Raw genomic sequence first — 14,078 nt, 5'->3', positions numbered from 1 at the left:
TTTTCACTTATTTAAAGTGTTATTTTGCACATACAACTTTAAAAACCCAGTTATCTTCAATGAGAAGATTATCTGGGTTTCTTCATTATATACGTCCTATTACTAAACTGTTTCGTGCAGCTTCTACTACTTCAGTTGTAATTGATTTAAGATGATTAATTTCAAGAATACGTTCAATTTGAGTAAATAGCCTGTGAATGAGTCTAAAATTACCGTTAGTTACTTTCATAATGCTTGTGAGCGCCTCATAATCGGAAAAGTCCTCTTTCTTAAAGGAGATGTCTAATTCATCCCATTTATATTCTAAAATATGGTGCATCTCTTCTTTACTGAGTTTCTGAAATTCGTGTGCAAATCCAATACGGGAATAAAGTTGAGGGTAACGTACTAATCGTTTCTCAATACCTGGCATCCCGATAAATATCATGGCTAGGTCATGTTGATCATAGATATCACGAAGTTGCTCTAAATGTTGTAGTTTTAATCGATCAATTTCATCTACAATAATTAAGCGAATCCCTTCAAATTCGTTAGAAGTGTCCCATTCTTTTTCACCAAGCCGTTCTCGATAAGCCTCTTTCACCAAATTGAATCGGACTCCCATAACATGAATAGCACCGGTTAATTTAGTTGCACTAACAGGTGGAGCAGTATAAAAAAGCGTATGACAATCTAATATTTTTTCATCAGCATGAGCACCTATATTTTCAACTTTTTCATAGTTGATTTGCTTCTCGAGATAATCCCATTGTGCATACTGTCTAGCAGACAAAGTTTTCCCCACACCCGGCAGACCATAGCATATACCCATATATTGATACTTGATACAGGCATCACAAAATTCTGCGAATCGCTTGTATTCCTTTGTTTCAATAAATGTTTCTGTGTTATTCATTGAGATACCTCTTTAGTTTTGACTTGGCTGGCTCAAGTTTCTCTGAACCTTCTAATTGGCTTTGTTTAGACTGGACAATGTCTTCAATGACTGTTTTCTCCGGGGTGATTTGATTTTTTAATGTACGTTTCCGTTTATTTCTTGCAGAAACAATTTCTTTTAAATCCACTGTATATCCGGAAATTTCAGGAGAAATAGCGGTACATAAATAGTAATTTTCGTAAAAAACACGTATTTCAGCAAGGTCTCGTGGATCGTAACGAATCACGACCGTTTCACCGACGTATGCAGCAAGTGTGATATCAATATATCTTAGTCCTTGGAAATGAATCCCGTCCGAATGTACTTTTCTTTCTTTGGCAACATGTAGCAGTAATAAGTCCAAACTTTCTAAGCTTTCTGGCATATTCGGCAAAAATCCTCCATCATTCCAAGCATGGATAGGCTCTTTTTTCGTGGTTCCATGAGTACGATGATGATAATTATACACAATAAAATTTGCTAATTTTTCATCGAGATCTTTCATAGTCATAAGAGCATCCTTTGTACCGTTTCCTAGATAACCAGGTAAGTCTTGTAAAAACAATTGATTGATGCTTGAAAAGAAGCGTTCAATTTTCCCACGACCTCTTGGAACACCTACTGCTGAAAAAACAAGGTTCATTTTCAAATCAATGGCGACTTGCTCTAAATGATTCGATGTAAAATCACTTCCATGGTCGGTATAAAACTGTTCAGGAATTCCGCAAACTGGCCAATCAAGATTTCGTTTATGCCAAATGGACTGATGTAAGGCAAGTGCTGTTTGGATAGCCGATGGAGCTTGGAAAGTTAAAAAATAACCAGCAACTGCCCTGCTATAATCGTCTAAAATAATCGTTAGCCAAGGTCGTTCGGCTTGTCCTTTTTCATTGAGTACAAGAATGTCCAGTAACGTATGGTCAGCTTGCCAAATTTCATTAGGATAGCTTGCTTCTCTTCTATGAATTAAATCATATTTATTTCCGATTCTAAATGAATTTTGCCAGCATCACTTCTTATTTTTCGAATTAAACCTTTTAATCCAAATTGTTCATAGTCCCGAATCCAGTATTGGAGCGTTCTTTTTGCAATACCGGTTTCTTTCGTAATTGCTATTAATGTTTTTTCATGGAGAAGATAAGGTGCAATGACTTTATATTTTATCATTGCGGCTTGTCGTTGTTCTGCTGAATAAGCTGTTAATGGAGGTTGTTCATTTTGCATAGACATCAACCCTTCCGATTTACTATCTTTCTAAATAGCGATAAATCGTCGTGCGAGACACGCCCCACTTTTCTGCAACATCTTTAATCGGAGTACCACTTTTAATTAAAGCCTTCATCATTTCAATATCTTTTGGTCCATACTTCTCAGGGCGCCCACCTAGACGCCCACGAGCTTTTGCAGCTGCTCGTCCTGCAGCTGAACGTTCTTCAATTAAATTACGTTCAAATTCTGCAAATGCTGCGAACAAGTGAAACATTAATTGTCCCGTTGCATTACTTTTATCCATTGTTAGGTTTTCTTGTAGACTATGAAAGCCAACACCACGATCATTTAAGGTATTCACAATTTGAATCAAATCTTGCATGTTACGCCCTAGCCGGTCCAATCGCCAAACGACAATTGTATCACCTTCACGTGCATACTGAAGTACTTCCTCTAAACCGGGACGTTGTTTTTTTGCCCCACTCATCTTATCGTGGAAAATCTTCATACAACCATATTGTGTTAATGCATCTGTTTGTAAATTTAGATTTTGTAATCCTGTCGACACACGCGCATATCCAATTAACACCAATTATCACTCTTTCTCATTTATTTCTATTTTATTGTACCATAAGATGAAAACAGAAAGGTTAATGAACATAGAATAATGAACAGGGTTTTGTTACATTTATGTGAATAAAAAAACCCCCTTTCTAATTAAAACTAAGCGTGTCCAGAAAAGGGAGAGTTTTTGAACACATTAAGTATGAATGTAAATATTAATGTATTTTTACAGACTCTCCCAAATTAAACGATTGTGTATTTATCACACTTTTGTGATTTTAAACAAACGGGCCAGTTTGTGGAAGAGAGATCTAGCTTTTATTTGCTTAATATGATTAAATACTTGTATTCTAGATTATAAGTCTTGTACATCTATTTTGGTTATTTATTTCATATTAGAGTGTTATAGGAGCTAAATATTATGAAAAAAATCTTCTCAATACTATTTTTTGTTTGCTTAGTTTTTACATTTTTAATAGCATGTACAGATGTACAATCATATGATCCATCATTTGAGTTATTAGATGTTCAAGTTGATGTTATTAGTGATAGAAGGATAGATGCAAAATATATTACAACTGGTGAAAAAAAAGGTAGAAAAATTGTGCCAACCGCCTTATATTTCGAGTTTACATTTATAAATAAGGAAGGGAAAATCACAGATATAGGAGAACGTTTAAAAATAAAAATAGAACCTCATGACGAACTTATAAAAGTGTCTAAAAAAACTGTTGGTTTTGATATTTTCAATTTAGACGAATATTATGTTTCTGATTTAGGGCATGGGAAACATTTTAAATCATGGGATCACTTTAATCAAAAAGGAACGTATATATTATATTATGAATTAGGAGTAGATGAAGAATATTCTGAAACATATTTCTTAAAACCATCACCTGAAAGTTTAGAAATATTAAAGGATAGAGCGTTTGACGCAACTCTAGTCTTCTATTTGGATAATAAAGAAATTTCTAGAATTGATTTAAATAGTAATGAAAAGTCGTTGTACCAGGGTGAATTGGAATAAAAAATCAATGACAGTTGGAGGTCAAAAAAGTATGAGATTACAACAAATGGGGTGTTTTTCATGAAAAATGATGACATAAAAGAACTTCAAGAATACATAATTGAACATGGTATAGATGAATTTGAATTTAAAAGTTTTAATGGAGAAGATTTATTGTTAATTGGTAGTCCAAATATAACCTATTATCATAAGGTTGAGATAAACTTCATGTCAGTTGATTTTATTAATTGTCCTATAAGATATTGGTCATCTAAGCCAATTAGATTGGCTAATCTGGAAGAGAGAAAATTTTATGAACAAAAAACACAAATTGAAGACGAAGATTTAATGTTTATTTTAGAGAATGATTTCAAGGATATCTTTTTTGTTATATGTGAGAAGTTTGAGTATACGTTTATTTGAATTAATGGGTGTAATTACATAAAGTAGATATCAATATTGAACAAAATGCTGCTCTTATTCATCAAAATGGCGCATTTCTTATAATAGAAGTATCCTTCTTAAATGAATTTGGGGGCTGATATAATGGGGATTGAATCATATAATTTTATTGTATTTCCCAAAAATAACCATACTAGTTTAACCGAAGATGGGTGGGAAATTATAGGAACTAGCTTAATTTCATTTAAAAAAATAACTGAATATTTACTTTCGTTTAAAAACATAACTAATTATGAACCTGAAAACATGGCTAGTTATGCAAGTAAAGATTGTTATTATAATTATGTAGATGAAACAAGCATAATTGAATTTGAAATTAATTATGGTGATAAAGTGGATTTTATACAAGAAATATCAGCTAGATTTGCAGTCTGTAATGGAAATGGTACATACGAAAAATTTATATCTATCTGTAAGTCACTTAATAGAGACTTAAACTTAGAAACTCTTGATATGAAATTTGGAGAGATATTAGATTTTGATGATGAATTACAAATTTTAAGAAGTAAAAATACATATGAAAAGAAGAAAAAACAATTCTATAGGTTCTTCAAGTTACCTAATGATTCCATTTCAAGACCGGTCCATTGTGGTAAGGCAGTCTTTGATTTACTATTATGACAGAGAAGTATGATATTCGAAACTTGCTGTATAAAGAGATAATATTATTATTCAACACTATGGCGCGTTTAATGAACAAACTATAAATATTTACTTGACTAATCGTAAGAAATAGAAGTGAATTAGGATGCATGGGGAGGGAGAATATGGAGTCTAAGCTAATTATCATACGAGGAAACTCTGGGAGTGGTAAAACAACGACTGCAAAAAGCCTTCAGAATCATTTAGGACGTGGAACGCTTTTGGTTTCTCAGGATGTTGTTCGCCGTGAAATGTTGAAGGTTCACGATAGAGATGGGAATCTTTCAATTGATTTGATTCGCCAAATAGCAGAATACGGTAAAAATAAATGTGAATTTGTTATTGTGGAAGGAATTTTGAATAAAAAACGTTATGGTGAAATGCTGAATAATTTAATCCAGTTCTATAACGAAAAGACATATACTTATTATTTTGATTTATCCTTTGAAGAAACCGTTCTACGTCACAACTCTAGCTCGAAAAAGATGGAATTCGGAGAAAATTCTTTACTTGCCTGGTGGAATCCAAACGATTCTCTTGGTGTGGATGGGGAAACAATACTGACTAATGATATGTCACAGAACGATGTATTGAAACTGATATTAAATCAACTGAAAAGTATTATTTAGATAGGTTTGAATAGTTATTTTTTATTCAATTCGGGTGCATTGCTCAAACAACCATCTTCCGCACTATGGCGCAATTACTTAATAATAAGAATTTTTTTACTAGGTAATCCAAATAATTCTGTAAATGATTGAATGTAAATATTGAAGAAACCCAGTTAATCTTCTCATGTGAAGATAATTGGGTTTTTAAAGTTGGATATGCAAAATAACACTTAAAATAAGTGCAAACTACTTCTAAAAGTGACAGTAAAAAATTATACGTTAAATCTATCAGTCTAAAAGTTGTAAGTTATAGACTCCTAATTGACATAAATCTCTTATGTAAAATTTTAAGAATTACTTAGTGGAGTTTTTTTACTTTTTTAATAGAATCACTTAAGTAGTTCAATTTTGCTTCCTATTATTTCCTTGGATTATAATTCCTGTTTTTGTTAATTAAATTCCTGTGATATTTCAAATATTTGAAATACAATAGAAAATGTTGTTAATAAGGAGGGTAGTAGTATTTAAGAAGTGATAGGAAAGAATCGTAAGATCTTAATGAATTTTTTAGGAGGAATTACAAAATGATGAAGAAAATAATCTCAATTTTACTTATCTGTTTATTACTAATCCCAACACTAGTGCAGGCAACTGAACATGAAATGACTAGTTCTTCTTTAAATTTAACTCAAGAGGATTTTCAAAGAGCAAGTATTAGTGCAGGAACTAGTAAAACAATTGCTTTAAAAAGTAATGGTGGAGTTGTAGCCGTAGGAAGTGAAAGTAGTGCTGGTGAGATTTCAAAGGCATCCGATTGGACAGGTATTGTAGAAGTAAGTGCAGGTTGGTCTCATTTGGTAGGACTAAAAAGCTATGGATCTGTTGAGGCAGAGGGTGATAATGATAATAAGCAAGTTTCATGGCCAAGAAGTTGGAGTAATATTGTACAAGTGAGTGCAGGGAATTTTTTTACGGCGGGATTAAAAAAAGATGGGACTGTCGTGGGTAGTGATGAAGAAGATTGGGATGGTAGTTCCAACGGGGTGTCAAGTTGGACAGATATCGTACAAGTGGCAGCAGGAGGTTCTCATACGGTAGGACTAAAAAGCGATGGAACTGTTGTGGCCGTAGGTTGGAATGAATATGATCAAAGAAACGTATCAGATTGGACAGATATCGTACAAGTGGCAGCAGGAGGTAGTCATACGGTAGGTTTAAAAAGCGATGGAAGTGTCGTGGCCGTAGGTAAAGATAATTATGGTCAAGTATCAGGAGTCACAAGTTGGACAGGTATCGTACAAGTAACCGCAGGAAAAAATCATACGATAGGTTTAAAAAGCGATGGAAGTGTCGTGGCCGTAGGTTGGAATAGAGATGGTCAAACAAATGTATCGAATTGGACAGATATCGTACAAATATCCGGAGGGGGTGGACATACGGTAGGCTTAAAGAGCGATGGAACAGTCGTAGCCGTAGGTAGTGATAGTAGTGGTCAAGTATCAGGTGTAGCAAGCTGGACAGATATAAAATTACCAAAACCTAATCCACCATTACATGTCGTGGCTACTTCTGATGATTTACAAATCTCAGTAACATGGGATGAAGTTGTTGGATCAGAAAACTACATTGTTAAACGTTCTACAAGTTCAGGTGGTCCATATGACATCGTAGGAGAAACAAACTCTACTAGCTTTACAGATTTAAATGTCATGAATGGAGTAACATATTATTATGTCATAAGTGGAGTGAACAGGGATGGACTTGAAGGTTATCCTGCTAATGAAGTTTCCTCACATGTTAATTCAGCCCCTATTTCAATTGCACCAGGTTATGTAGATCGTGAAGAGCTAGTAGGAAGTTCTCTTATCGATTTAAATTGGGAAGTATTACGTCATCAAAGTGCATTTCAAGTCCAAATTTTAAATGAGTTAGAAGAAATTGTGTATGAAACGGATTGGATTCGAGGTGAAAACGAATGGTATACCATACCAGAAGGGGTATTAGAGAGCAACCAGGTTTATGCTTGGAAGGTACGTACTCAAGATGATTTTGGTGGAACCTCACCTTATTCAGAAGCAAGATTAATTAAAATAAATAGTTTACCAGAGATAACTGTAACTTCTCACAGTGATGAACAACAAATGGATCAAAATAATATTACATTTACATGGGACTATAGTGATTTAGATTTACAAGAACAAGTGGGGTATCAAGTGATCGGTTCACAAGATAATTGGGAAACATGGTCCTATCATTCAGGAGATATTTCAACAGCAAGCACAACTCACACTACTTCTTATTTAGTAGGAGGAGAATGGGATTTTGGGATCAAAGTATTTGATGGAATGGAATGGTCAGAGTGGAGGTACATCAATAATATTCAATTGCCTACGACCTATGAGCCTAATGACGATGCAGCATCAGCATTTCCAATTTCATATCAAAGCACATATAGTACGGTAATAAGCTCTGCTTTGGATGTGGATTTCTATTCTTTTGAATCAAATCAAACAGGAATTCATTACATTTCATTTTTAGAACCAATTGATGTCAATTATGAATTACATATCTATAACAGTAACATGGATTTAGTAGGGGAAATCGGTACATTTAATGAGGAATACTTTCTAACCGAAAGTGGACAAACCTATTATATTGAAATCATCAGTGTAGATGGTAGGTTTTCAGAAGAACCATACTCATTTACGGTATATCCATTGGAGTTAACCATCGAAACCCATTACCAATATGATGACAATGGGAATTTAACCAATAAACAAACTAGCATTCAAAACTAGGGGGGAATTAAATGAAAAAGAAGGTTTTAAAACCCATTATTATAACACTAATCTTTACCTTATTAGTAACCGGTTTTAATCTACAAGGAGTATATCCCTCCGTTTATGCAGAGAATGATAAAGCCAAAACGATTGAAGAGAAGAAGCCTTTAAAATCAGCGAAAGAAGATAAGAAGAATCTCGAAAAACGATTTGGCGTAACCCAAGAATTTATTCAAAGTGAGTTAAATAAAGGTTACACTCTAAAAGATATAGAAGAAGCGTTGAAATATCAAGAAAAAAATAATAAAACTTACGCTTATAGCATAAAGAAGGTCAAGCCAAAGTTTATTAATCCATCTAAAAGTGCTCAAAGTATAATTCGTAATGAACTTCAAGAAGTTGATGAAAATAAAAAGGATAAAGAAGATAAGGATGATAAAAAAGACAAGAATATTGAAGTGTCAATCTTAGCTGGAGATGTTCCTGATGAAGAAACCCTAAATAATGTAAATTTACAAACAAATGAAGCTCCTTATTCTATCACATTAAAGAATGAAACTGTCTCTACCTTATCTGGTGGTTTATCTATTCAAGAAACAGACTTTGTTTTACCAGGTAGAAATGGATTATCATTTGCTCTTTCTAGAACCTACAACAGTGCTTCTTCCCAATATTATAAATTATCTTCTTCCACAGGTGAAAGTACCTATGAGGATGAACATTTTCCAATCGGGAAAGGGTGGAGTTGGGATATACCCTATATTGAAATTATTGATGAAAAAATGTATTTAAATTTAGCAGGTGGAGGAAGTTATAAAATTACTGGTTCATCTGAGTATGAGATAACAGGTTATTTATTTGACGATCTTACATTTGAATCAGATAGTTCTGTTACTGTAAACAGAGTTACTTCTCAATATGTACTGAAATCCATCTCTGGTATAAAACAATTTTTTGATAGTAAAGGACGATTAATTCAAATACAAGATGCATATTCAAACACTATTGATTTTACGTATACTGATTCATTATTAAGTACAGTGACAGATGCAATTGGTAACACTATTACGATAACGAGTACATCATCACAAGTGGTTATTCAATATGGTGAAAAAACAGTGACTTATAAAAAAGTACAAGAAGGTAGTGTCACACTTTTAAGTCAAGTGATCGATCCAATGGGAAGAGTAACGACGTATGATTATGATTTAAAAGCTGCTGAGTACAGCTTAACAAGTACAACACCTTCAAAAAGCAACCCTTATGCCCTACTTTCAGGAGTGACACATCCAACAGGATCCAAAAGCATCTATACGTATGGGAGTCGTGTGAAGAGGTATCTTTCGCATCGTTCTGTAAATGAAGCTTATAAAGTAAATTCAAGAGAAGAAATCATATTTTATGAGGATGGATCACAAGAAAGTAAAAATATGCAAAGTTTCACCTATGATGGAGATCTTAGTAGTTCCTATAATCAGGATATTACATTTTCTACCACGTTGAGCACGGGACCTAAATCAACGATTTTTTATTATAAGAAAGTTTACAAACTAGTAAATCGAGCTGATTACTACAACACAGAAGTCGTCACAGAAGCAGGGGATTTAAAAGAAATAACTACATATACCTATGATGAAAAGCGTCGATTATCATTTTTACCCATTGAAACTAGTAGTCAAACGATGAATATAGTAGACAATGCAACTTCAGAAATGATTACCACATCAACTCAATATGATGATTACGGAAATGTAATTAGTTCAACCAATCCACTGGGTATAACAACAACATATACTTATGATGAAACATCGAAGTTATTAAAAAACATCCATCAACCTATAAATGATTCAACAACGCTCTATACTGTGTTAGAGAGAAATACACAAAGTAGCATCACTCAGATGCAAGTCTATGAAAATGATGAGAAAGGTAAATTACTTCAACAAGTCAACTATGAAAATTATGATGAATATGGAAATGTGACTCAAACAAGAATTAAAAATGATGATAAAGATATTGTTTCTCAAATGCTATACAGTGAAGAGTATCAATTTGCATACCCAAGAATGAAATGGATGGATGTGTCAGATGTTGATGGTACCGTCTCTACCCTTTCAACTGAAGCATTTTATGATGTAACAACTGGACAAACTACACAATATACAGATGGGAATGGAAATGTAAGCTCATATGAATATGATGAGCTTGGTAGGGTGGTAAGGGCAATCCATCCTGATGGAAGTGATGTTCAAATGAACTTTGATGATTTAGATAACATCATTGTAAAAACAGATGAAGAAGGAATTCAATGGGTTACAAAATTCAACCCAATTGGTTTAGTCACAGAACTTGGACGTATTGAGCATGGTGTTTACAAATCTAAAGAAAAGTATGGTTATGATGAATTTGGGAATCAAATTTGGATCGAAGATGCTTTAGGAAATCGAACGGAATTTATTTATGGTGAATGGAATCGAAATATTGAAACGATATATGCAGATGGATATCGTTCTACCACTCATTACGAAGTTATTCAACATACCGTGACGAGTACAGATCCTGAACAAAATAGTTTTAGAACTACATTTGATATGTTAGGTAGAATAATAAAAGAAGAAGAGATAACCAATGGAGTAAAAGTATTAGCAACCTATGAACATGATCAATTGGGAAATATCATTGAGTCTTTCGATGCAAAGGGATATAAAACTACTTATGAATATGATTCTTTAAATCGTTTGACTGGTGTTATCAATGCGAAGTTAGAAACAACACAATACGATTATGATATGGTGGGTAACTTGACTACAATTGTTTATGCAGATACTAATCAATTACAAAAACAATATGATGAATTGGGAAGATTAATTAAACGTATTGACCCTGAACAAAAAGAAGACAAATTCTACTATGATGCTAATGGAAATGTAACAGAGAGAATGGATCGAAATGGAGACATTTTCACATTTGAATATAGTGATCGAAATTTTTTAATGAAAAAAATTAGCGGAGATGAAACGATTGGTTTTACTTATAATTCATCTGGTAAACGTTTATCCATGACAGATGCAACAGGAACGACTTTATATGATTATGATGAGGGTAACGGACAATTGAATCAAATGACATACCCAGACGGGAAAAATATTCAATATTACTATAATGAATCAGGGAATAGAATTCAAATGACAGATCCATTCAGACTTAATTTATATTATGATTATGATGAGAATAATCAATTAAGTTCTGTAGGGAAAACGATGCAAGATGCGGAGGCAACTTATTCATACTATACGAATGGATTATTACAAAAGATAGAGCAGGGCAATGGTGTTGAGAGTATATATACTTACGAAGGTTTGAATTTAGATACACTAACCCATCAAAAACAAGATGGTACTATTGTTAATCAATACCAATACGGTTACGATAATAACGGAAATATTACATCTAAACTAGAGAATGACGTATCAAATCAATATGATTATGATGAATTAAATCGTATGACTACTTCCGATGAGTTTGATGAGAGCTATACTTATGATGCAAGAGGTAATAGAGAAGAATTCTCCAATACTTTTATAAGTAATGAAAGAGATGTAGATTACACTTACGATGATAGAGATCGATTAATTCAAGTCATAGTGGATGGAAGTACTGTACAATATAAATATAATGGGGATAACTTGCTATACGAACGTATTGAAAATGGGGAAACAACTCGATACTATTATGATGGCAAAGTAGTCATCGCGGAAGCTACTGTTACTGATAGTGAAGTGAAGTTAAAGGCAAGATATATTCGTGGTCGTAGTTTAGTTTCTACTGAAGATGCTTATGCCAATCAGTATTATTATCTTAAAAATGGACATGGAGATGTGGTAGAGTTACGGGATAGTACAGGAGATACAAGGTTAAACCAATATGAATATGATGTTTGGGGAAATCCTGTGAAATCTATTGAAATGATTCATAATCCATTTCAGTATTCAGGAGAATTTTGGGATAATGTAACAGATCTACAATATTTACGTGCACGCTGGTATGATCCCAGTGATGGAAGGTTTATTACCGAGGATATCTATGAAGGGGAGATTAATAACCCGCTTAGTTTGAATTTGTATACGTATGTATTGAATAATCCATTAATTTATATAGACCCTACAGGAAAATATTGTGTATCTGTTGACGGTAATTGGGCACATGGAGGAGAATGTAATTCAGAGGATTCAATCCCTATGGGTGATGACTCACTTCATACAGGAGCAGAAATTATTGAGAATGGAGTTATTGTAGGGTATATAGGTATATACGGACCGTTCTTACCAGAAGAAGGAAATTTTTGGGATATACATCCTATTTATACAACCCAGGAATACTATCATCAAGGTAATGATCGTATGACCATTAGAAATACCTATTTCAAAGACAAATACGATGCGAGAGTATTAGTAGATAATTTATCAAAAAGCACTATGAATAGTCTCTTACAAGATCTTTCATTATTTGGAGCAGGGTATGTTATAGAAAAGTATACTTGGCTAAAAGATATTGGTATAAAAAGTGCAACAGGATTAGCTTCATTTACCATGATTGCACAAGACTATGGAACAGATTTTTACGTGGATAAATTAAAGGAAGAAATTCATGAAATGGAGGATGGACCAGTAAAAATCATTGAAACATGGTATAATGCCCCCGGTGTAAATACTAATTTTATTCATGTGGAAGATCCAAGAGAAAAATAAATTTAGAATGAAGGTGCACAAATAAAATATGGGGAAAAACAAAAAAGATCTAATTATTATCAATTTATTTTTTATGAGTGTAATATTAACTGCTTGCACAAGTTTGTTCAGTGACTTCAAGAGTATACTGCTTAGCATTGATACTAATAACACAATTAACGATTTAAGTCTTTCATATTTTAAAGTAACTGTTTACACTGCTAGAGAAACTTTTCATTTAGATTTATATATACCACTTATAATTTCAATTCTTGGTATTATTTACAATGTTACTTGTTATCTAATTCATTTTTTGAAGGACGAATGATCTATAGAAATATTAAAATTTTCATTCTTTGTTAAATATTATATTAATATAACTTTAACCACAAGTGAACTAATCTCACTTGTGGTTTTCTTTTTTTATTGAATAGAAAAGGTAGCATGCTAAAATTTGCTTAGCGTATGTTTAGCGCGGTTTGTTGGTAGGACCCCTGTATTGCTAACATACTGAATCTTTATAGATAGTTCAAAATTTCATTTACCTCTCGTTTATCCTTCTATTTAAGTGCAATTCTGTTAGAATGAAGAAAAGAAGAATGATTATGTTGTTTTATAGTTACTCGAATCTTGATAATAGAAATAATTTATAACTGGAATTAAAACCTAGGATTAGTACACTTATGATCAAATTTTACTTCCCATAGATACTATCCTATGAATTAGATGGGAGGATATATGTCTTGATATATTTAACTGAAGAAGAACAAAAAAAAGGTATTATGGAACATAATTTTTTCATGATGTGGAAATTAGATGAAGATTCAGAATGTTTGTGTGGAGGTTTCCGAAAACATTTATTTTTAGCTTTAGGGCATGCTACACCTGATAATATAAGAAAGCTAGCAACTGTATATCCTATAGAGGTATTTGCTTTTCTAGAATATGAAGATAGACTTGAAGAGTTTTCGATTTTTGAAGTATAGGAAAATTCCCATCATAGGAGCGTTTCTAAGCGATTAAATTTTTTTCAATGGGCTATAGATCATTTAAAATCTTTTAAAAGAGGATTATATAGGTAGATTTAATAAATTTCTCGCTATAAATGTTTTAATGGGAACAGCATTTAGGAAAACGAAGTTAAAAACTACCGAAATATAT

Annotated in this window: 9 protein-coding genes and 1 pseudogene; 7 read left to right on the top strand and 3 right to left on the bottom strand. The window is 33.0% G+C overall.

What is annotated here, in order from left to right; all coding sequences use genetic code 11:
- Positions 1-85: 85 nt before the first annotated feature.
- The 3 genes and pseudogenes from Q5Y73_RS18855 to Q5Y73_RS18845 form a co-directional block, all read right to left on the bottom strand.
- Entirely contained in the window at positions 86-895 is an 810-nt protein-coding gene (locus Q5Y73_RS18855) for an AAA family ATPase (RefSeq protein WP_305993472.1), read from the bottom strand.
- Positions 888-2,140 (bottom strand): annotated as a pseudogene (locus Q5Y73_RS18850) (TnsB C-terminal domain-containing protein). Before Q5Y73_RS18850 ends, Q5Y73_RS18855 begins: the two are co-directional and overlap by 8 nt.
- Before the next feature lie 22 nt (positions 2,141-2,162).
- The gene (locus Q5Y73_RS18845) at positions 2,163-2,714 is read right to left on the bottom strand and encodes a recombinase family protein (RefSeq protein WP_305993471.1); all 552 of its coding nucleotides are present in this window, start codon (positions 2,712-2,714) and stop codon (positions 2,163-2,165) included.
- A gap of 396 nt (positions 2,715-3,110) precedes the next feature.
- Here Q5Y73_RS18845 and Q5Y73_RS18840 point away from each other — a divergent pair, with 396 nt between their 5' ends.
- From Q5Y73_RS18840 to Q5Y73_RS18810, 7 genes are all read left to right on the top strand, one after another.
- On the top strand, positions 3,111-3,716 hold the full coding sequence (locus tag Q5Y73_RS18840; RefSeq protein ID WP_305993470.1) for a hypothetical protein: 606 nt from the start codon (positions 3,111-3,113) through the stop codon (positions 3,714-3,716).
- A 60-nt stretch (positions 3,717-3,776) separates the two neighbouring features.
- On the top strand, positions 3,777-4,118 hold the full coding sequence (locus tag Q5Y73_RS18835) for a hypothetical protein (RefSeq protein WP_305993469.1): 342 nt from the start codon (positions 3,777-3,779) through the stop codon (positions 4,116-4,118).
- Positions 4,119-4,241: 123 nt separating this feature from the next.
- A complete protein-coding gene (locus tag Q5Y73_RS18830; protein WP_305993468.1) occupies positions 4,242-4,778 on the top strand; it encodes a hypothetical protein in 537 nt (178 codons plus the stop codon).
- Between the two features lie 146 nt (positions 4,779-4,924).
- Positions 4,925-5,428, top strand: coding sequence for a kinase (locus Q5Y73_RS18825; protein ID WP_305993467.1), 504 nt, complete (start codon positions 4,925-4,927; stop codon positions 5,426-5,428).
- Between the two features lie 566 nt (positions 5,429-5,994).
- On the top strand, positions 5,995-8,208 hold the full coding sequence (locus tag Q5Y73_RS24910) for a hypothetical protein (RefSeq protein ID WP_371320237.1): 2,214 nt from the start codon (positions 5,995-5,997) through the stop codon (positions 8,206-8,208).
- Positions 8,209-8,219: 11 nt separating this feature from the next.
- Positions 8,220-12,938, top strand: a complete 4,719-nt coding sequence (locus Q5Y73_RS18815) for an RHS repeat-associated core domain-containing protein (protein WP_305993466.1) — start codon at positions 8,220-8,222, stop codon at positions 12,936-12,938.
- Positions 12,939-13,660: 722 nt separating this feature from the next.
- Complete coding sequence (locus Q5Y73_RS18810) at positions 13,661-13,903, top strand: hypothetical protein (protein ID WP_305993465.1); 243 nt, start codon at positions 13,661-13,663, stop codon at positions 13,901-13,903.
- Positions 13,904-14,078 lie beyond the last annotated feature (175 nt).

The sequence above is a fragment of the Chengkuizengella axinellae genome (assembly GCF_030730905.1).
GTDB lineage: Bacteria > Bacillota > Bacilli > Paenibacillales > KCTC-33759 > Chengkuizengella > Chengkuizengella axinellae.
This window is presented reverse-complemented; position numbering and strand designations above follow the sequence as displayed.

Coding starts and splice junctions, on each gene's coding strand:
- Q5Y73_RS18855 (WP_305993472.1), bottom strand. CDS start 895: ATGAATAACACAGAAACATTTATTGAAACAAAGGAATACAAGCGATTC.
- Q5Y73_RS18840 (WP_305993470.1), top strand. CDS start 3,111: ATGAAAAAAATCTTCTCAATACTATTTTTTGTTTGCTTAGTTTTTACA.
- Q5Y73_RS18835 (WP_305993469.1), top strand. CDS start 3,777: ATGAAAAATGATGACATAAAAGAACTTCAAGAATACATAATTGAACAT.
- Q5Y73_RS18830 (WP_305993468.1), top strand. CDS start 4,242: ATGGGGATTGAATCATATAATTTTATTGTATTTCCCAAAAATAACCAT.
- Q5Y73_RS18825 (WP_305993467.1), top strand. CDS start 4,925: ATGGAGTCTAAGCTAATTATCATACGAGGAAACTCTGGGAGTGGTAAA.
- Q5Y73_RS24910 (WP_371320237.1), top strand. CDS start 5,995: ATGATGAAGAAAATAATCTCAATTTTACTTATCTGTTTATTACTAATC.
- Q5Y73_RS18815 (WP_305993466.1), top strand. CDS start 8,220: ATGAAAAAGAAGGTTTTAAAACCCATTATTATAACACTAATCTTTACC.